This window comes from Flavobacterium jejuense, assembly GCF_006491595.2.
Lineage (GTDB): Bacteria > Bacteroidota > Bacteroidia > Flavobacteriales > Flavobacteriaceae > Flavobacterium > Flavobacterium jejuense.
Window position 1 is genome coordinate 349336 of record NZ_VEVQ02000003.1, and the last position, 20504, is coordinate 369839.

At 32.5% G+C, this 20504-nt stretch carries 18 protein-coding genes and 4 tRNA genes; all 22 read right to left on the reverse strand.

The genetic code is table 11. The annotated features are described in order from the left end of the window. Positions 1–22 precede the first annotated feature (22 nt). The 22 genes from rpoC to FIA58_RS06745 all read right to left on the reverse strand — a co-directional run bounded on the left by rpoC (position 23) and on the right by FIA58_RS06745 (position 20401). Complete coding sequence (gene rpoC / locus FIA58_RS06640) at positions 23–4321, reverse strand: DNA-directed RNA polymerase subunit beta' (RefSeq protein WP_140961424.1); 4299 nt, start codon at positions 4319–4321, stop codon at positions 23–25. A gap of 111 nt (positions 4322–4432) precedes the next feature. Further along, the gene (gene rpoB / locus FIA58_RS06645; RefSeq protein ID WP_140961426.1) at positions 4433–8245 is read right to left on the reverse strand and encodes a DNA-directed RNA polymerase subunit beta; all 3813 of its coding nucleotides are present in this window, start codon (positions 8243–8245) and stop codon (positions 4433–4435) included. A 123-nt stretch (positions 8246–8368) separates the two neighbouring features. Continuing rightward, a complete protein-coding gene (gene rplL, locus FIA58_RS06650) occupies positions 8369–8737 on the reverse strand; it encodes a 50S ribosomal protein L7/L12 (RefSeq protein WP_140961428.1) in 369 nt (122 codons plus the stop codon). 57 nt (positions 8738–8794) lie between these two features. Continuing rightward, on the reverse strand, positions 8795–9292 hold the full coding sequence (gene rplJ / locus FIA58_RS06655; RefSeq protein WP_140961430.1) for a 50S ribosomal protein L10: 498 nt from the start codon (positions 9290–9292) through the stop codon (positions 8795–8797). 23 nt (positions 9293–9315) lie between these two features. Then, positions 9316–10005: a 50S ribosomal protein L1 gene (gene rplA, locus FIA58_RS06660; protein ID WP_140961432.1), complete on the reverse strand. Its 690-nt coding sequence runs from the start codon at positions 10003–10005 to the stop codon at positions 9316–9318. A 19-nt stretch (positions 10006–10024) separates the two neighbouring features. Beyond that, positions 10025–10462, reverse strand: coding sequence for a 50S ribosomal protein L11 (gene rplK / locus FIA58_RS06665; protein WP_140961434.1), 438 nt, complete (start codon positions 10460–10462; stop codon positions 10025–10027). A 65-nt stretch (positions 10463–10527) separates the two neighbouring features. After that, entirely contained in the window at positions 10528–11079 is a 552-nt protein-coding gene (gene nusG / locus FIA58_RS06670) for a transcription termination/antitermination protein NusG (RefSeq protein WP_140961436.1), read from the reverse strand. Between the two features lie 4 nt (positions 11080–11083). Beyond that, entirely contained in the window at positions 11084–11278 is a 195-nt protein-coding gene (gene secE, locus FIA58_RS06675) for a preprotein translocase subunit SecE (RefSeq protein ID WP_140961438.1), read from the reverse strand. A gap of 15 nt (positions 11279–11293) precedes the next feature. Beyond that, positions 11294–11365, reverse strand: a tRNA-Trp gene (locus FIA58_RS06680). 57 nt (positions 11366–11422) lie between these two features. Continuing rightward, a complete protein-coding gene (tuf, locus tag FIA58_RS06685) occupies positions 11423–12610 on the reverse strand; it encodes an elongation factor Tu (RefSeq protein ID WP_140961440.1) in 1188 nt (395 codons plus the stop codon). Between the two features lie 58 nt (positions 12611–12668). After that, a tRNA-Thr gene (locus tag FIA58_RS06690) sits at positions 12669–12740 on the reverse strand. A gap of 28 nt (positions 12741–12768) precedes the next feature. Continuing rightward, positions 12769–12849, reverse strand: a tRNA-Tyr gene (locus FIA58_RS06695). Positions 12850–12882: 33 nt separating this feature from the next. After that, positions 12883–12956, reverse strand: a tRNA-Thr gene (locus FIA58_RS06700). A gap of 91 nt (positions 12957–13047) precedes the next feature. Beyond that, positions 13048–13350 carry a ribosome hibernation-promoting factor, HPF/YfiA family gene (gene hpf / locus FIA58_RS06705; protein WP_140961442.1) on the reverse strand — a complete coding sequence of 101 codons (303 nt, stop codon included), beginning with the start codon at positions 13348–13350 and terminating at the stop codon, positions 13048–13050. A 34-nt stretch (positions 13351–13384) separates the two neighbouring features. Next, the gene (locus FIA58_RS06710; protein WP_140961444.1) at positions 13385–14281 is read right to left on the reverse strand and encodes a tyrosine-type recombinase/integrase; all 897 of its coding nucleotides are present in this window, start codon (positions 14279–14281) and stop codon (positions 13385–13387) included. 71 nt (positions 14282–14352) lie between these two features. Next, positions 14353–14547, reverse strand: a complete 195-nt coding sequence (rpsU, locus tag FIA58_RS06715) for a 30S ribosomal protein S21 (protein ID WP_140961446.1) — start codon at positions 14545–14547, stop codon at positions 14353–14355. 114 nt (positions 14548–14661) lie between these two features. After that, positions 14662–15831 (reverse strand): acyl-CoA dehydrogenase family protein, encoded by a 1170-nt coding sequence (locus tag FIA58_RS06720; protein WP_140961448.1) that lies wholly within the window; start codon positions 15829–15831, stop codon positions 14662–14664. A gap of 37 nt (positions 15832–15868) precedes the next feature. Beyond that, positions 15869–16744, reverse strand: a complete 876-nt coding sequence (locus FIA58_RS06725; RefSeq protein ID WP_140961450.1) for a ComEA family DNA-binding protein — start codon at positions 16742–16744, stop codon at positions 15869–15871. A 50-nt stretch (positions 16745–16794) separates the two neighbouring features. Beyond that, positions 16795–16953, reverse strand: a complete 159-nt coding sequence (locus tag FIA58_RS06730; RefSeq protein ID WP_165928870.1) for a hypothetical protein — start codon at positions 16951–16953, stop codon at positions 16795–16797. Between the two features lie 21 nt (positions 16954–16974). Continuing rightward, on the reverse strand, positions 16975–18795 hold the full coding sequence (locus FIA58_RS06735) for a sodium-dependent transporter (RefSeq protein ID WP_140961452.1): 1821 nt from the start codon (positions 18793–18795) through the stop codon (positions 16975–16977). An 83-nt stretch (positions 18796–18878) separates the two neighbouring features. Further along, positions 18879–19097, reverse strand: a complete 219-nt coding sequence (locus FIA58_RS06740) for a PspC domain-containing protein (protein WP_208022768.1) — start codon at positions 19095–19097, stop codon at positions 18879–18881. A gap of 32 nt (positions 19098–19129) precedes the next feature. Next, on the reverse strand, positions 19130–20401 hold the full coding sequence (locus FIA58_RS06745) for a DUF2851 family protein (RefSeq protein WP_140961456.1): 1272 nt from the start codon (positions 20399–20401) through the stop codon (positions 19130–19132). Positions 20402–20504: the final 103 nt, after the last annotated feature.

The following is a 20504-nucleotide window of genomic DNA, read 5'->3' on the forward strand; positions in this document are numbered from 1 at the left end:
ATGCATATTTTATAATCAACTACTAGTAATTAAATTCTTCTTTAGCAGCCATTAATTCATTATATTCTTCTTTAGATCCTACGATAGTATTATCATATTCTCTCATCCCTGTACCTGCAGGAATTCTATGACCTACAATTACATTTTCTTTCAATCCTTCTAATGTATCTATTTTACCTGCAACCGCAGCCTCATTTAATACTTTAGTCGTTTCTTGGAAAGAAGCAGCTGAAATGAATGATTTCGTTTGTAACGAAGCTCTTGTAATACCTTGAAGAACTGGTGTAGCTGTTGCTGTAATTACATCTCTAGCTTCCACTAAGTTTTTATCTTCACGTTTTAACAATGAATTTTCATCACGCAATTGACGAGGAGAAATAATCTGACCTGCTTTAAGGTTTTGAGAATCTCCAGCATCTTCAACCACTTTCATTCCGTATAATTTATCATTCTCAACGATAAAGTCTCTAGTATGAGCTAATTGATCCTCTAAGAATAAAGTATCACCAGCATCAACAATTCTTACTTTACGCATCATTTGACGAATTACTACCTCAAAGTGCTTGTCATTAATTTTAACCCCTTGTAAACGGTATACTTCTTGAATTTCATTTACCAAATACTGTTGAACAGCAGAAGGTCCTTTAATTCTTAAAATATCCTCTGGAGTAATAGCTCCATCAGACAAAGGAGTTCCAGCTTTCACGTAGTCATTTTCTTGAACTAATATTTGATTTGAAAGTTTTACTAAGTATTTCTTTATTTCACCAAACTTAGATTCAATAGCCAACTCACGGTTACCTCTTTTAATTTTACCAAAAGTAACAACACCATCAATCTCAGAAACTACAGCTGGGTTTGAAGGATTACGAGCCTCTAACAACTCAGTAATTCTCGGTAAACCTCCAGTAATATCACTTGATTTAGAAGAACGACGAGGAATTTTTACAAGAATTTTACCTGCTTTAATTTTCTCTCCATCGTCTACCATAAGGTGAGCTCCAACTGGTAAGTTGTAAGAACGTATTAACTCTCCATCTTTACCATAAATTAATAAAGTAGGAATTAATTTTTTATTACGAGCTTCAGAAACTACTTTCTCTTGGAAACCAGTTTGCTCATCAATTTCAACTACAAAAGTTTCACCTTGCTTGATATCTTCGTATTCTACTTTACCAGTAAATTCAGAAATAATTACACCATTATATGGATCCCATTTACAAATTAAAGTTCCTTTATCTACCACTTCTCCATCTTTAATAAAGATACTTGAACCGTAAGGAATATTATGTGTGTTTAAAATAATTCCTGTTTTTTCATCTACTAATTTTAATTCAGTAGAACGCGAAATAACAATATCAACTGCATTACCATCAGTATCTTCACCTTTTACAGTTTTTAAATCCTCTACTTCTAAACGACCTTTAAACTTAGTTACAATACTAGATTCTTCTGATAAACCTCCAGCTACCCCACCAACGTGGAATGTACGAAGTGTTAACTGAGTTCCTGGCTCTCCAATTGATTGAGCTGCAATTACTCCAACGGCCTCACCTTTTTGAGTCATTTTTCCAGTAGCTAGGTTACGACCATAACATTTAGCACAAATACCTTTTTGAGCTTCACAAGTTAATGGAGAACGTACTTCCACTTTTTCAAGAGGAGATGCTTCAATTTTCTTAACAATAGCATCTGTAATTTGTTCACCAGCTTCAACTAATACTTCTGAAGTTAATGGATTAATTACATCTTGTAATGTTACACGTCCTAAAATTCTTTCTCCTAAAGTTTCAACAATCTCTTCATTTTTCTTTAAAGCAGAAACTTCAATACCTCTTAAAGTACCACAATCAACAGAATTCACAATAACATCCTGAGAAACATCATGTAATCTTCTTGTTAAATAACCTGCATCGGCAGTTTTAAGAGCCGTATCGGCAAGACCTTTACGAGCACCGTGAGTAGAAATAAAGTACTCAAGAATAGAAAGACCTTCTTTAAAGTTAGAAAGAATCGGATTTTCAATAATTTCACCACCACCAGCAGTAGATTTTTTAGGTTTAGCCATCAAACCACGCATACCTGTTAACTGACGAATTTGTTCTTTAGATCCCCTTGCTCCAGAATCAAGCATCATATATACCGAGTTAAAACCTTGTTGGTCTTCTCTAATATTTTTCATTGCTAATTCAGTCAATTGAGCATTTGCAGAAGTCCAAATATCAATAACTTGATTATAACGCTCGTTATTTGTGATAAGTCCCATGTTATAATTCAAAGATATAGCGTCAACTTGCTCACGAGCATCTATAATTAATTGTCCTTTTTGCTCAGGAATTCTAATATCACCTAATGAGAATGATAAACCACCTTTGAAAGCGAATTTATACCCCATATCTTTCATATTATCTAAGAAAGCAGCTGTAACTGGTACACTAGTAACATTTAAAATTCCTCCAATAATATCACGAAGTGACTTTTTAGTCAATACCTCATTAATATAACCAGCTTCAGCTGGTACTACTTCATTAAATAATACTCTACCAACGGTAGTTTGGATTATTTTATAAACTAATTCTCCTTCTTCATTAAAATCTTTTGCTCTTACTTTAATACGAGCATTTAATTCAACTTTCCCTTCATTTAAAGCTATGTTCACTTCTTCTGCTGAATAGAATGTCATACCTTCTCCTAAGATTTTTTTCTCTGGAGTTGATAAACGTTCTTTTGTCATATAATATAAACCAAGAACCATGTCCTGAGAAGGTACCGTAATAGGTGCTCCATTAGCAGGATTCAAGATATTATGTGAAGCTAACATTAATAATTGTGCTTCCAAAATAGCTTCTGGTCCTAACGGCAAGTGAACTGCCATCTGATCCCCATCAAAATCCGCGTTAAACGCTGTACAAACTAAAGGGTGCAATTGGATTGCTTTTCCCTCAATCAATTTTGGTTGGAAAGCTTGAATACCCAATCTGTGCAAAGTAGGAGCACGATTCAGTAATACTGGATGTCCTTTAATTACATTTTCAAGAATATCCCAAACTACTGGTTCTTTTTTATCTATAATTTTCTTAGCAGACTTAACTGTTTTTACAATTCCTCTTTCTATCAATTTACGGATAACGAAAGGTTTGTATAATTCAGCTGCCATATCTTTTGGCAATCCACATTCAAATAATTTTAATTCAGGTCCAACAACAATTACAGAACGAGCAGAATAATCTACACGCTTACCTAATAAGTTTTGACGGAAACGTCCTTGTTTACCTTTTAACGAATCAGATAAAGATTTTAAAGGTCTATTAGATTCTGTTTTAACTGCTGATGCTTTTCTTGTATTATCAAATAATGAATCCACCGCTTCTTGAAGCATACGTTTTTCATTACGTAAAATCACTTCAGGAGCTTTAATTTCAACTAATCTTTTCAAACGATTATTACGGATGATTACTCTTCTGTATAAATCATTTAAATCTGAAGTAGCGAAACGACCTCCATCAAGTGGAACAAGTGGACGTAATTCTGGTGGAATAACCGGAATTACTTTTAATATCATCCATTCTGGAAGGTTTTCTCTATTCAAGTTAGCCTCACGGAAAGATTCTACTATATTTAAACGCTTTAATGCTTCTGTTTTACGTTGTTTAGATGTTTCTGTATTTGCTGCGTGACGCAAATCAAATGACAGGGTATCTAAATCAATTCTTGATAATAAATCCATGATACATTCAGCACCCATTTTGGCAATGAATTTATTAGGATCTGTATCATCTAAATATTGATTCTCCATTGGAAGTGTATCTAAAATATTCAAATACTCTTCTTCTGTTAAGAAATCTAATTTACTTAATGTTTCACCTTCTGGTCCCTTAGCGATACCTGCTTGAATTACTACGTATCTTTCGTAGTAAATAATCATATCTAATTTCTTAGAAGGTAATCCTAAAATATAACCAATTTTATTTGGTAACGAACGGAAATACCAGATATGAGCAATTGGCACAACTAAATTGATGTGTCCTACTCTATCTCTACGAACTTTCTTTTCTGTTACTTCAACACCACAACGGTCACAAACAATTCCTTTGTAACGTATTCTTTTATACTTACCGCAGGCACATTCATAATCCTTTACTGGACCGAAAATTCGTTCACAGAAAAGACCATCTCTTTCTGGTTTGTGAGTACGATAGTTTATGGTTTCTGGTTTTAAAACCTCACCTCTTGACTCTGCCAAAATAGATTCTGGTGAAGCCAATCCTATCGTAATTCTGTTAAATCTCTTAACGGTGTTTTTATCTTTTAATCTTGTCATGATATGATTACTATCGATTTTTGTAAAAAACTTTTCTTCAGTTATACAGTTACCAGTCCCAGTTTTCAGTCGCAAAACTGATTACTGCGACTGAGACTGTTTACTGTTTATTTATTCTTCTAATCTGATGTCTAAACCAAGACCTTTCAATTCATGCATTAATACATTGAATGATTCAGGTAATCCTGGTTCTGGCATTGTTTCTCCTTTAACGATTGCTTCGTAAGTTTTAGCTCTACCGATTACATCATCAGATTTAACCGTCAATATCTCTCTTAAAGTACTTGATGCTCCATAAGCTTCAAGTGCCCAAACCTCCATTTCTCCGAAACGTTGACCTCCAAATTGCGCCTTACCACCTAAAGGTTGTTGCGTAATTAAAGAGTAAGGACCTATAGAACGAGCATGCATTTTATCGTCAACCATATGTCCTAATTTAAGCATATAGATAACTCCTACTGTAGCTGCCTGATGGAAACGCTCACCAGTTCCACCATCATAAAGATGTGTGTGTCCAAATCTTGGTACACCGGCTTCATCAGTTAACTCATTAATTTGATCTAAAGATGCACCATCAAAAATTGGTGTTGCAAACTTTCTACCTAAATTCATACCAGCCCAACCAAGAACAGTTTCATATATCTGACCAATGTTCATACGTGAAGGTACTCCAAGTGGATTCAATACAATATCAACAGGTGTTCCGTCCTCTAAAAATGGCATATCTTCATGACGTACAATTCTTGCAACGATACCTTTGTTACCGTGACGACCAGCCATTTTATCACCTACTTTAAGTTTACGTTTCTTAGCAATATAAACTTTAGCTAATTTTAAAATCCCTGCTGGTAACTCATCACCTACTGTAATTGTAAATTTCTCTCTTCTTAACCAACCTTGTAAGTCATTCAACTTAATTTTATAGTTATGAACTAAGTCATTTACCATTTTATTTGTAGCATCATCTGTTGTCCATTGTCCTTTTGTTAAGTGAGCAAAATCGTCAACTGATTGCAACATTTTTTTAGTAAATTTCTTACCTTTTGGTAATACTTCTTCTCCTAGATCGTTCATTACACCTTGAGAAGTTTTACCATCAATGATAACAAATAACTTTTCGATTAACTTGTCTTTTAATTCGTTGAATTTTACTTCAAACTCTATATCAAGTTTATCGATGTCTTCTTTATCTTTTGAACGCTTACGTTTATCTTTTACCGCTTTAGCAAATAATTTTTTATCTAAAACTACACCATGTAATGATGGAGAAGCTTTTAATGAAGCGTCTTTTACATCACCTGCTTTATCTCCAAAGATTGCACGAAGTAATTTCTCTTCAGGTGTTGGATCAGATTCTCCTTTAGGAGTAATTTTACCAATTAAAATATCACCTGGTTTCACTTCTGCACCAATACGAATCATTCCGTTTTCATCCAAGTCTTTAGTAGCCTCTTCGGAAACGTTAGGAATATCATTAGTTAACTCTTCATTACCTAATTTTGTATCACGCACTTCTAATGAATAGTCATCAATATGAATAGAAGTGAATATATCATCACGAACTACTTTTTCAGAAATTACAATTGCATCCTCAAAGTTATATCCTTTCCAAGGCATGAAAGCTACTTTTAAGTTTCTACCTAAAGCTAACTCTCCATTTTGTGTTGCATATCCTTCGCAAAGAACTTGTCCTTTGTTAACTTTATCTCCTTTTCTCACAATAGGTTTTAAGTTAATAGAAGTACTTTGATTCGTTTTTCTGAATTTGATTAACTGGTATGTTTTTTCATCTTCTTCAAAACTTACCATTCGCTCTTCTTCAGTTCTATCATATTTAATAGTAATTTTGTTTGCATCAACATAAGTTACTATACCATCACCCTCAGCATTAATAAGAACTCTAGAATCAGAAGCTACTTGTCTTTCCAAACCAGTTCCTACAATAGGAGCTTCTGGTCTTAATAAAGGAACTGCTTGACGCATCATGTTTGAACCCATCAACGCACGGTTAGCATCATCATGTTCCAAGAAAGGAATTAATGAAGCTGAAATAGATGCGATCTGATTTGGAGCAACATCTGTATAATCAACTACATTAGGTTCAACAACTGGAAAATCACCCTCTTCTCTAGCAATAACTTTTTCAGCAGTAATTTTACCATCTTCATTCATTTCAATGTTTGCCTGCGCAATCATTTTTCCTTCTTCCTCTTCGGCACTTAAATAAATAGGCGTCGATTCTAAATCAACAACACCATCAGTTACTTTACGATATGGTGTTTCAATGAATCCCATTCCATTCACTTTAGCATAAACTCCTAAAGAAGAAATCAAACCAATATTTGGTCCCTCAGGTGTTTCAATAGGACACAAACGACCATAATGCGTATAGTGAACGTCACGAACCTCAAATCCAGCTCTTTCTCTAGATAAACCTCCAGGTCCTAGAGCAGATAAACGACGTTTGTGAGTAATCTCTGCTAATGGATTTGTTTGATCCATAAACTGAGATAACTGATTCGTTCCAAAGAAAGAATTGATTACAGATGATAATGTTTTAGCATTAATCAAGTCTATTGGTGTAAACACCTCGTTATCTCTAACGTTCATTCTTTCTCTAATTGTTCTTGCCATACGAGCTAGACCAACACCAAATTGTGAAGACAATTGCTCACCAACAGTTCTAACACGTCTGTTAGACAAGTGATCAATATCATCAATCTCTGCTTTAGAGTTAATTAATTCGATCAAATATTTAACAATAGTTATGATATCTTCTTTGGTTAAGACTTGCTTTTCCATTGGAATATCTAACTGCAATTTTTTATTCATTCTATAACGACCTACTTCACCTAAGTTATAGCGTTGATCTGAAAAGAATAATTTATCTATAATACCACGAGCCGTTTCCTCATCAGGTGGTTCTGCGTTACGTAATTGTCTATAAATATGTTCAACAGCTTCTTTTTCAGAATTTGTTGGATCTTTTTGTAAAGTATTATGGATTATTGTATAATCAGCAGCATTGTTATCTTCTTTGTGTAAAAGAATAGCTTTAACGTCTGCATCAATAATTTCTTCAATATTATCTTTATCTAAAATAGTATCACGATCTAGAATAATCTCGTTACGTTCAATCGACACTACTTCTCCAGTATCTTCATCTACGAAATCTTCATGCCATGTATTCAATACACGAGCAGCTAATTTTCGTCCAATATATTTTTTAATACCTGTTTTTGATACTTTTATTTCTTCTGCTAAGTCGAAAATTTCTAAGATATCCTTATCTCTTTCAAATCCGATTGCTCTAAATAAAGTAGTAACTGGTAATTTTTTCTTTCTATCAATATAAGCATACATTACACTATTGATATCAGTTGCGAATTCTATCCAAGAACCTTTAAAAGGAATAATTCTTGCAGAATAAAGTTTAGTTCCATTTGCATGGAAGGATTGTCCAAAGAAAACACCCGGTGAACGGTGTAATTGAGAAACAACAACACGCTCAGCTCCATTAATTACAAATGTTCCACTAGGAGTCATATAAGGAATAGTCCCTAAATAAACATCTTGAACAATAGTTTCAAAATCTTCATGTTCAGGATCTGTACAGTATAACTTCAGCCTTGCCTTTAAGGGCACACTGTAAGTTAAACCTCTATCAATACATTCTTCAATTGTATACCTTGGTGGATCTATAAAATAATCAAGAAACTCTAAAACGAATTGATTTCTCGTATCCGTTATTGGGAAATTTTCCATGAAGGTGTTATAGAGACCTTCGTTGCCTCTTTCATCAGATTTCGTTTCCAATTGGAAGAAATCTTTAAAAGATTTTACCTGAATATCAAGAAAATCTGGATAATTAGGTATATTCTTAGTAGAAGCAAAATTTAATCTTTCAGTCTGATTAGTAATCATCAATGGACAAATTTTTATTTAGAAAAAAATTAAAAACGTATAAAACGATAATATACGCAAAATGGTTTAGGTCATTGAGAGATAATCTCAAGACCTAAACCTGCTTTGTAAACTAAGTTTAGCTTATTTAAGCTCAACTACAGCTCCAGCTTCTTCTAAAGCTTTCTTAAGACCTTCAGCCTCATCTTTAGAAACTCCTTCTTTAACATTTGCAGGAGCACTATCTACCATATCTTTAGCCTCTTTAAGACCTAAACCAGTTAATTCTTTAACTGCTTTTACTACAGCTAATTTAGAAGCACCAGCTTCTTTTAATACAACTGTAAATTCTGATTGCTCAGCAGCAGCACCAGCATCACCTCCACCAGAAACCACAACAGCAGCTGCAGCTGGCTCAATACCATACTCGTCTTTTAATATTGTTGCTAACTCATTAACTTCTTTAACAGTTAAGTTAACTAATTGTTCTGCGAATTGTTTCAAATCTGCCATTTTTCTATCTTTTAAAATGTTTTGTAAAAAATTATAATTTATTAAAGCGCGTTCTTTTTATTCAGCAACCTCTTCCTTACCTTCTTGATTTTGAAGTGCAGAGATAACTCTTTGAGCTGGAGATTGTAACAATCCGATGATTTCTCCAATAACTTCAGCTCTAGATTTAATAGAAGCTAATTTATCTAATTGATCATCACCAATATAAACATCCTCAGTAATATAAGCTCCCTTTAAAATAGGCTTACTACCCTTTTTACGAAATTCTTTTATAATTTTAGCTGGTGCATTAGCAACATCTGAAATCATAACAGAAGTATTTCCTTTTAAAACTGATGGTAAATCACCAAAATCTGTATCAGAAGCTTCCATAGCTTTTTCAAGCAATGTATTTTTAACTACTTCTAATTTGATTCCTGCTTTAAAACAAGCTCTTCTTAAGTTTGAAGTAGAATCTGCATCTAGTCCTGAAGTATCTGCTAAATAAATAACAGTTACTCCCGCTAACTTTGCAGTTAAATCTTCAATAGCGATTGATTTTTCTTCTCTAGTCATACTAAAAATTTTTAACTACCAAATTATACTGCCTTAGGATCTAAAGCAATAGCAGGACTCATTGTACTAGATAAGTGTATTGACTTAATATAAGTACCTTTAGCTGCAGTTGGTTTTAATTTTATTAATGTTTGAATAATTTCGTGAGCATTGTCATAGATTTTATCAGCATCAAAAGACACTTTACCTATACCTGCATGTACTATACCAGTTTTATCAACTTTGAAGTCAATTTTACCAGCTTTTACCTCTTGAACAGCTTTAGCAACATCCATTGTTACTGTACCTGTCTTAGGGTTTGGCATCAATCCTCTTGGTCCTAAAATACGTCCTAATGGACCTAATTTACCCATAACAGCTGGCATAGTGATTATTACATCAATATCAGTCCAACCATCTTTAATTTTTTGAAGATATTCATCTAAACCTACGTGATCTGCACCAGCAGCTTTAGCTTCTTCTTCTTTATCTGGAGTTACTAATGCTAACACACGAACATCTTTACCTGTTCCGTGAGGTAACGTAACAACACCTCTTACCATTTGATTCGCTTTTCTTGGATCTACTCCAAGGCGAACAGCGATATCTACAGACTCATCAAATTTTGCAGAAGAAACAACTTTAATTAATGCAGCAGCATCTTTTAAAGTATAGTGTTTGTTCTTTTCAATTTTTGAAGCAGCCTCTTTTTGCTTTTTTGTCAATTTTGCCATGTCTAATTCTCTTTAACGATTAAAAAGGAGCGTCTCCTGATACTGTTATACCCATAGATCTAGCTGTTCCTGCAACCATACTCATTGCTTTTTCAATTGTAAAAGCATTAAGATCTGGCATTTTGTCTTCAGCAATAGTTCTGATTTGATCCCAAGTAACATTTGCTACTTTTTTACGATTAGGTTCACCTGAACCAGACTTAACTTTTGCTGCCTCTAAAATTTGAATTGCAGCAGGTGGCGTTTTTACAACAAAGTCAAAAGACTTGTCTTTATACACTGTAATTTGTACTGGTAAAACTTTGCCAGGTTTATCCTGAGTTCTTGCATTAAACTGCTTACAGAACTCCATGATGTTAACCCCAGCAGCCCCCAAAGCAGGTCCAACCGGTGGCGATGGATTCGCTGCACCTCCCTTAACTTGTAGTTTAACTACTTTACTAACTTCTTTTGCCATTTTTTAAAAAAATTTAGCACATCTATCAATTGGAAGCGATTGATGTGATTTATATATGTAACTGATTATACTTTTTCTACTTGCATAAAACTCAACTCTAAAGGTGTTTTTCTTCCGAAAATCTTAACCATTACTTCAAGTTTACGCTTTTCTTCATTAACCTTTTCAATTGCTCCATTGAAGCCATTAAAAGGCCCATCAATAACCTTAACTGTTTCTCCCACTGAAAATGGTATTGAGATATTATCCACTTTAACAGATAATTCATCTACTTTACCTAACATTCTATTTACTTCAGACATCCTTAAAGGCACAGGATCACCTCCTTTAGTCTCTCCAAGGAAACCAATTACACCAGGAATAGATTTAATGATATGAGGAACCTCACCTGTAAGACTAGCTTCAATCATAATATAACCAGGAAAGTAAACCTTTTCCTTAGCTATTTTTTTTCCATCTCTAATTTGTACAACTTTTTCAGTAGGTACCAAAACTTGAGAAACATAGTCAGACATTCCTAAACGCAGTGTTTCAGATTCTATATAAGCCTTAACCTTATTCTCTTGCCCACTTACCGCTCTTACAACATACCACTTTTTAACATTATTATCTGCCATGATATTATTTTAGTAAGTTAAAAAAGCCCTCAAGAGCCTTAACAAACAATTGATCTACACCATAAGTCAAAAGCGCAAAAATAACTGAAAACAAAGCCACTATTATAGTTAAACGTTGTACTTCTGACCATTCTGGCCAAGTTACATTAGATTTCAATTCTTGAAATGCTTCTGAAATATAATTAACAAATTTCATCATTACTTTATTGATTTGCACGGGCGGAGGGATTCGAACCCCCATCAATGGTTTTGGAGACCACTATACTAGCCCTTGTACTACGCCCGTTTATTAGAAGCCAGTCGAAAAATCAACTGGCTTTTTTTTAATATATAAACTAATTAATTAGTCTAAAATTTCAGTTACCTGACCAGCACCAACCGTTCTACCACCTTCACGAACTGCAAAACGTAATCCAACAGATAATGCAATAGCACTTAATAATTGAACTTCAATTGTTAAGTTATCTCCAGGCATAACCATTTCTACACCAGCTGGTAAAGTAATAGTACCAGTAACATCAGTTGTACGTACATAAAACTGTGGACGGTAGTTATTATGGAACGGAGTATGACGTCCACCTTCTTCTTTTTTCAAGATATACACCTCAGCTTTAAAGTGAGCGTGTGGCTTAACAGATCCTGGCTTAACAATAACCATTCCTCTTTTAATATCTTCTTTAGCAATACCTCTTAATAAGATACCAGCGTTATCTCCAGCCTCACCTCTATCAAGGATTTGACGGAACATTTCGATACCAGTTATAGTAGATGTTAATTTCTCAGCACCCATACCAATAATCTCAACCGCGTCACCTGTATTAGCAATACCCGTCTCAATACGACCTGTAGCAACAGTTCCACGACCAGTAATTGTAAACACATCTTCAACTGGCATCAAGAAAGGCTTCTCAACATCACGAGCAGGCAATTCAATCCAATTATCAACAGCTTCCATTAATTCTAAAACTGTATCAACCCATTTTTGTTCTCCATTCAAAGCTCCTAAAGCAGATCCTTGGATAACTGGACCATTATCACCATCATACTGATAGAAAGATAATAAATCTCTAATTTCCATTTCAACAAGCTCTAACAACTCAGCATCATCAACCATATCAACTTTATTCATGAATACAACCATTCTTGGAACACCCACTTGGCGACCTAAAAGGATATGCTCACGAGTTTGTGGCATAGGACCATCAGTAGCAGCAACTACTAAGATAGCTCCATCCATTTGCGCAGCTCCAGTTACCATGTTCTTAACATAATCCGCGTGACCTGGACAGTCAACGTGAGCATAGTGACGGTTAGCTGTAGCATATTCTACGTGAGAAGTATTAATAGTAATACCTCTTTCTTTTTCTTCTGGTGCGTTATCAATTTGATCAAACGATTTTGCTTCTGAAAAACCAGCATCAGATAACACTTTAGTTATTGCTGCAGTTAAAGTTGTTTTACCGTGATCTACGTGTCCAATAGTACCAATGTTTAAGTGTGGTTTGGAACGATCAAAATTTCCTTTTGCCATGATTTAATAATTTAATCTTAGTTATATATTAGTGTTCAAAAATTATAAACATTTCCAGAGCCAATGACGGGAATTGAACCCGTGACCTCTTCCTTACCAAGGAAGCACTCTACCCCTGAGCTACACCGGCTTACATCTGTCATCAACAGGAATGTTTGTGGGGAGAGCAGGATTCGAACCTGCGAAGGTTACCCAGCAGATTTACAGTCTGCCCTCGTTGGCCGCTTGAGTATCTCCCCATACCATTTTATTATCAGTTACTTAACTCTTTGAGCCGATGGAGGGACTCGAACCCACGACCTGCTGATTACAAATCAGCTGCTCTAGCCAGCTGAGCTACACCGGCAACTATAATAAAAAAAGTCCGCTATTTCTAACGGACTGCAAATGTATAGAATTTATTTTTTATTCAAAACTTTTTTTGTCTTTTTTTTCATTTAAGCATGAGCTCTTATTTTTTCCTTATACTTTATCAAAATTCTTTCTAGGGATTCTTCCGAAATATCAACAGCCTCTTCAAAAGTCTTACATGTTTTTTTTACCACAAACTCCTCTCCTGGCACATGTATTTTCACTTCAACCGTTTTATTTTCTTTATCACTAGTGTTTTCTAATTTTAAAAAAACATCAGAAGAAATAACTTTATCAAAATATTTCTCCAATTTATCTAATCGTTCTTGAACAAAGTTGATTAATTTTTTATCAACATTAAAATTAACTGCCTGAACATTTACTTTCATACTCTTTAATAATTACTTAGGTTAGACAAGTGAATTATTTTTGGTTTCTAGGATGCGACTTTTGATACACTTTCTTTAACTCAGCTAAACTACTATGAGTATAAATTTGTGTAGATGACAAACTAGCATGACCTAATAATTCTTTAACTGAATTTAAATCGGCACCATTATTTAGCAAATGAGTTGCAAATGAATGCCTAAGAACGTGAGGACTCTTTTTTACCTTAAGAGACACACTACTAAAGTAATCATTAATTAATCGATAGACAAACGATTCACTAATTTTATTTCCAGTTTTAGACAAAATTAACACATCAGAAAAAGCCGGTTTCACTTTCTCTAATCGAAAAGCCAAATATTCCTTCAACAAATCCTTAGTACACAGCAACAAAGGAATAATCCTCTCTTTATTCCTTTTCCCCAACACCTTCAATACTTGTTTTGAAAAATCAATATTAGATAGCTTTAAATTAATCAATTCCGCCCTTCTTATTCCTGTTGTATAAAAAAGTTCTATAACCAACCTATTCCTAACACCTTCAAAATCATTAAAAAAATGATCTAAATTAAAAACATTATCAACTTCTTTCTCCGAAAAAGGAATTTGCACTTTCTTGGGAGTTTTTAACGACTTATGTTTTAACAGAGGATTAACTTCTATTTGTTTAATTTTTAGCAAAAACCTATAATACGACTTTAAAGAAGAGACTTTTCTATTAACAGAATTATTTGAAATTTTATTTTCTACCAAAAAAACAATCCAACTTCTTATTAGCGGGTAAACCACCTCTTCCAAAGACACCTCATCACAACTAACAATCAAAAACTCTTGAAAAGACATCACATCTCTTAAATACGCATTCACTGTAAGAAGAGAGTAATTCTTTTCTTTTACTAAATAATCTTGATAAGCTTGAAGATTTGTAGACATAAAAAAAAACCATTAGACAACAAAGTTACACTTTATTACCTAACGGTTTTATATTTTGAATTCAAAAAAAATTAAGACTCTAATGAATCTCTTAATTTTTGAATATAAGCTGCTTTTTGAATTTGAGCTCTTTTTACAATTGACGGTTTATGGAAAGCTTGTCTTGATCTCAACTGACGAACTGTTCCTGTTTTGTCGAATTTTCTCTTATAACGTTTTAACGCTTTATCGATATTTTCTCCGTCTTTAATTGGTATAATTAACATAGTTTTGGCACCCCCTTTCATTTAGACTGCAAAAGTAGAAATTTATTTTTAATATCAAATATTAAAGTTAAAAAAAATCAATTATAAATAAAACATTATTCTTTTTATTTAAAATTATTCAACTGCAGGTTTATAATTTTTATTATCAATTATCATTTTTGACAATATTTCTTTTAAGATTTCAGAAGTTCCTCCACCAATTGGTCCTAAACGACTATCTCTCAATAACCGTGCTAATGGATATTCTTCCATATACCCATAACCTCCTAACATTTGCAAACAACTATAAATAGTTTCATCTGCTATTTTTGTAGATTTCAATTTAGCCATCGTGGCTTCTTTTACTACATACTCACCTTTATCTAAACGAGCTACTGCTTCATAATTAAACACTTTACAATGTTCAACATCTGTTGCATGTTCTACAATTTTGTGACGTAGTGCTTGGAATTTATCAATTGTTTTTCCAAAGGCTTCTCTTTGTGACATATATTCTATTGTGTATTCAATAGCATATTCAGATCTAGCATGTGCATTAATAGCCATAATCAAACGCTCTAAAGCAAAATGCTGCATAATATAAGGAAATCCTTTTCCTTCTTCACCCATTAAATTCTCTACAGAAATCTCTACATTATCAAACGCAATTTCAGCAGTATCCGAAGCCCTCCAACCTAATTTATCTAATTTTGTAGCAGAAATGCCAGGAGTTTTTGTATCTATCAAAAACATGCTTATTCCTTTATTACCAAGTTCAATATTAGTTTTAGCAGCAACTACATAATAATCCGCATATACACCGTTAGTTATAAATGTTTTAGACCCATTAACAATGTATTTATCTCCTTTTTTAATAGCTGTTGTTCTCATACCAGCCACATCACTACCTCCAAAAGGTTCTGTAATACATAACGCCCCTATAATATCTCCTGCAATACTTGGTGCTAAGTAATTTTGTTTAATTCGCTCATCTCCTTCCGCATTTAAATGTGTCATTGCTAAATAAGAATGTGCCCACATAGCCGCAGCAAAACCAGCAGATTTTATTTTTTGAAGTTCTTCCAAAAAAATTACAGTGTAAAATAAATCTAAATTCATTCCACCATAGGCTTCTGGATAATTTATTCCGAAAAACCCCATTTCTCCAAATTTTTTCCAAATAAAGCGTTCAATTATACCTGTTTTTTCCCATTTTTCAATATGAGGTACCACTTCTTTTTGTAAAAAATCTCGTAAACTTGATCTAAATAATTGATGTTCTTCTGTGAAGTATTTTGAATTCATGAATTTATATTTGATATCTTTAAATTGAACTATTTTTTTAGAATTCCAAATATAAGGCGATTATTTTTAATTTTTCTAAAGGACAGTTGTTAATTTTTGCTAAATCTTCAATAGAACTCAAAACTCCATTCATACTTCGGTAGGTTACAATCTCTTTTGCGAAGGCATAATTAAAATAAGGAAATTTCATTAATTCTTTTGTAGAAGCTGTATTGATATTAATTTTTTTCAGAGATGAATTTGGCTGCACAAAAAATCGAAGTTTACAATCCTCTAAAACCTCTGAAGAAATACCCCAAACAAATTCTAGCTGATCAACTGATGCAAAAGTGCCAAACTTTTCTTTTTCCTTGAGAACAATATCCGATATTTTATCACCAATACCATAAACCTTCATTAAATCTTCTTTAGTCGCACTATTCAAGTCAATTGAAACTATTTTTTCTTCAACTTTTTTATTGAAATTACCATAGGGTTTAAAATCCTTTTTAGCATTTACCCAATCAGGAAATTTGAACAGAGGTGAAATTTTAGTCAATAAAGAATCTGAAACCTGTGTGACTTTTTGAAACTCATATGCAGAATTCACAAACTTATTTAACGCCCTATATTGATGTAATCTATCAATTTCAGCCAAAGACATACCTAATAAATATCCTTTATAATCAGTAATAAAATTAGGATTGAATGCTTTTGGTTGATATCCTGTTTCTATTTTACTTTTTTTAATACTATCAATCTTATTTTGGACTAAAAGCCATTCTTTATCATGTAATTGTTTCGATGTATAAAAAAAATTATTAGATTTTAAAATAAAATAAATAGATTGTATTAAAATGACGAGTATAAACAATAAAAAAATCCCACTTCTATGTTCTCTCGAAAATAGAAAGTAGGATTTAAATTCTTTCATCTGTTTTTTCAAAATAAGACTTATATCAGATGGATAAATATTTATCTAAATTATTCTGGCTTTTGTCTTACCAATTCATCATCATTCTCACTGTAAGAATCTGGTTCTTGTTTAGGTGGAATGGTTAATACTTTATAGAAAAAAAAGCTTGCAAAAGAAATCACTATTCCTTGAGCTGCTAACATTGTTATTAAAGCTGATGTATTCATTTTTAGTTTTTTTTTAAAATTTTATAATGTTGCTCTACCTTCTTTCACTCTTTTCTTATAAGCAAAATATACTATTACACTTATAAAGATAAATAAAGAAAGTAATAACATTCTTCCCATGAACTTGTACAAAGTATCATTTTTAAAATCCCCTGTTGCAATAATATCATTTGGTTTAACAATATCTCCTTTTTGAACAACAACAACTTGATTCTTTTTAGCTTTAAACTTATATTCTTTATAATTTGTATAAGTAATTGTTTTCACTGTTTCCGTTTCTTTGTCAAACACTTTTTTAATATCCTCAAATGAAAACTTAACTGTATTAGTACCTACTTCTTCAACAGTACCTGCATTTTTACCAGCTGCATCAAAGTTTTCTGCATAAAACTCTTTAGCAAACCATTCTTTATTATTTGTATCGTTATCTTTTACTTTATCAATCCAGTCAGGGATACTTGATACTAAAACCCAACCTAATAGTAGCGGTGTAACAATTAAAATAATATATTTATAAAAACCAGGTATTTTAATATCTGCTCCTTGATTAATTTCAGCCCATCCTTTTTTGATTCCAAATATATAAGAAAACAAAACTGTTTCTAGAAAAGCAAAAACTACCAAACTTACTGTTCCTGCCCAATAGTCATATTGATCAAACAAACCTTCGTTATAAAAAATAACTGTTGGTAGACCCATTATCAAAACTAAAGCTCCAAAAGACCAAGCTCCTTTATTTTTAGACCAATTGAATTCATCCTGCATGAAGCCCATCCAAGGTGTACCCATCGCAAGAGAGGAAGTAATACCTGCAAAAAACAATAACCCAAACCAACAAACTCCAGCTACTATTGCTAAACCACTTCCCCATTGTTGAAATAAGTAAGGCATTGTTTGAAATGCCATACCAAAACCTGCATTTTGAATTACCCAGTCTAAACCAAGATATCCTGCAGCAATTGGAATTACTATTAAACTACCTAAAACCACTTCCACAAATTCATTCATAAATCCGGCAGAAACTGCATTTAAAGCAATATCATCTTTAGATTTTAAGTAAGCAGCATAACAATGAATTGTTCCCATACCTACAGAAAGTGTAAAGAATATTTGACCTGCAGCTGCTAACCATACTTTTGGGCTAGTTAACGAATCAAATTGTGGTGTCCATAAGAAATTTAAACCATCCCATGCATTTGCATCTGGAAAAATATCAGAAGCTCCTGAAGTCCCTAATGTTAAACCTCTAACAGCTAAAACAACTCCAAACGTTATCAACAAAGGCATACCAATCTTAGCTACTTTTTCAATTCCTCCTAAACCTTTTGAAAGAATAAATGTATTCAACAATAAACATATAATATAAAATATTACAGCTTCATAAGGAATACCAGTAGTTGATTCAGCAATATTAGTATAGGAATTGAAAAATCCCGCAACATCTGCTTGACTCATTTCATTAAAAGTTCCCACTATTGAATGATACACATAAGACATTGTCCAAGATTCAATGTAACAATAATAAGCAGCAACTGCTATATTAGTAAAAATCCCAAATACTCCAATATATTTCCAAACTCTACCTTTTGCCATAGAATCTAAAATATAAGGTGTACTATGATTGCCTGAACGACCACCAAAACGACCTGAAGACCATTCAATGAATAATAATGGAATACCCATTACTAAGAAACATACTAAATAAGGAATTATAAAAGCTCCACCTCCATTTTGAACTGCTTGTACAGGGAAACGTAGAAAATTACCTAATCCAACAGCATTTCCAGCCATTGCCAAGATGAGTCCAACTCTAGAACCCCATGAGTCTGATTTTGTTGACATATTAATTTATTGGTTGTTAATTTTCCAAAGATAAGAAAAGTATCGAAAAAACAAAGAAAAGTTAAGGCTTTGAGATTCAGCAATTATAAATCAAAAACTGAAGAACGCTTAGTATAAATCATATCTTTGAGCTTTAATAAAAAAGCTAAAGTAAGATAAAACCCAAAACCTAAACCTGCAGTTACAAAAGATATGTATATAAAAAACAAGCGTACATTTGTAGCTCTCATTCCCAATTTATCGGCTAATCTTGAGGCTACAAAAAAACCATGCTTCTCAAAAAAATGAAGTATTTTATACATTTTCGCTTTAATTTAGTATCCAAATATACTGATTAATTTTTAATCAAACTTATTCCGATGTTACAACTAAGACATCTATTTCCATCACAATATTCTTTTTTTAATTGTAATAAGCTTTGTGAATCAAATGCCGTTTTTACTTTTACATTAAAATGGTTAAACTTTTTAATTATTGAGTTTTTTTCAGGTTGAATTTGTCTAATTAAATGAATTATTTCTTCTAAATTATCTTTCCCAATATAATTTAAATAAGCAAACTGAAGAGGTATAATAGTATTGATTATAATTAAATCTATAAAACTTTTTGAAATTAATTTCTTTTTAAAAGTACTTTCTTTATCAAAATTATAATGATTATCCCAATATTTACTTGCCTTAACCGCAAACAATTCATATAACTTTTCTATTTCTTTAACGTTACAACTTTGTTGAAAAATATTATGTCTAGTATGGTATAAAACCGCTAATTGAGACAATCTAATAGTAGGAAAATTATCAGGTCTTAATTTATAAAACTGCAAAGTTTCTTCATTGCGTTTTTCATTTAATCTATATTTATTTTTCAAAAATTTCCATTTTGAGTTTAAATTTTGAAAGTAAGTATCTTCTAGTTTATCATTCAATAAATTAGTACAACCATAAAACAAAGCTTCTATATTTTCTAACTGATTAGATTCTTTTCTTATTATGGCAAATGATAATTCTTTTGCCATTTTATAAATAATTTCACCATTTGTATTTAAACCAAAATTCTTGGCAAGCAAGCAAAATAAAACAGCATCCCAATCGTTTTTTGTTTCTTTTAGCAATTCTAATACTGTTTTTGATTTTCTCTCTAACCTTTCAAAGAAAAGTCTTTCTTTCCAGTTCTCAACAATAATTTTATCGACATTACTAATTTGATTTTCACAATTAATCCACGTTTTGGAAAGCATCAGTTTTTTGTAATTATCTATTTCATTTAATGACACATACTGTTTAAGTTCAAGAACAGGAATTTCTAAATTATTTTTCCTATAAATTTCTACATCATGTTCCCAAACAACATGTAGAATAACATTGTTATAGTTTTCGTCTATTTCATGGTTATGCAAATACCAATCTGAAGATTTTAGATGAATTTCGATATTTCCTGCCCACTTTTGATTTCCTATGATGAGTTGGGCATTAAAAAAATCGGGACCAGCAGTTTGTAAATACTGACCGAAACTAAGAATTTCAATTTTTTCTTTCTTAAGAGTAAATAATTTAGTTACATCGAGTTTTTTATGTAACCAAATATAATGCAAGAAGTCTTCTTTCATTTGTATGGCTTATAATTAATCTAATTGGCTTATAATAAAGTACAAATATATACAAAAAACAAAAACCTGCAAATCATAGACTTACAGGTTTTCTTAAACTATT